The organism is Bradyrhizobium sp. SHOUNA76, from assembly GCF_023006445.1.
GTDB lineage: Bacteria > Pseudomonadota > Alphaproteobacteria > Rhizobiales > Xanthobacteraceae > Bradyrhizobium.
Map to the genome: position 1 here is coordinate 1 of NZ_JALBHA010001105.1, position 563 is coordinate 563.

At 68.7% G+C, this 563-nt stretch carries 1 pseudogene; it reads left to right on the plus strand.

The annotated features are described in order from the left end of the window. Nucleotides 1-136: 136 nt before the first annotated feature. Nucleotides 137-563, plus strand: a pseudogene (locus MOV74_RS39990) (ATP-binding protein); the annotation flags it as partial.

The following is a 563-nucleotide window of genomic DNA, read 5'->3' on the forward strand; positions in this document are numbered from 1 at the left end:
CTCGTCGCCGATCTCGCGCGCGCCTTCCCCAGGCTCGGCATCGAAATGCTCGCACCCGGCACCGCAAGCGGCGAGGAGAGCGACAGCCTGCACTGGATCCGCCGTCCATCTCGGGCGCGGCTACAAGGCGCTACAGCTTGCCTCGGTGCTGTCGCTGCTGCGCAACGACCGCAACATCGAGGCCGTGACGCTGGTCGACATCGCGTGCACGCTCCAGCTCATCGCCGACCAGTTCGACGACATGGGCCATGTCGTGCATTATGACGGGCCGGCGTCCGCGACCGCCGCCGCGCGGCCCGACGATCTGCATCGCGGCGTCACCAACCTCGTCGAGAACGCGGTGCGCTTCGGCGCCGAGGTGACGATCCGCCTCGGCATAGCCGGCATCAATTTCGTCATCGATGTCGAGGACGACGGCCCCGGCATTTCGGATGCACGCAAGCCGGAGATGCTGGAGCCGTTCGTGCGCGGCGACGACGCGCGCACCATGGACGAGTCCACCGGCTTCGGGCTCGGCCTGTCGATCGCGCGCGCGATCGCACTCGCCCATGGCGGCGAGCTGT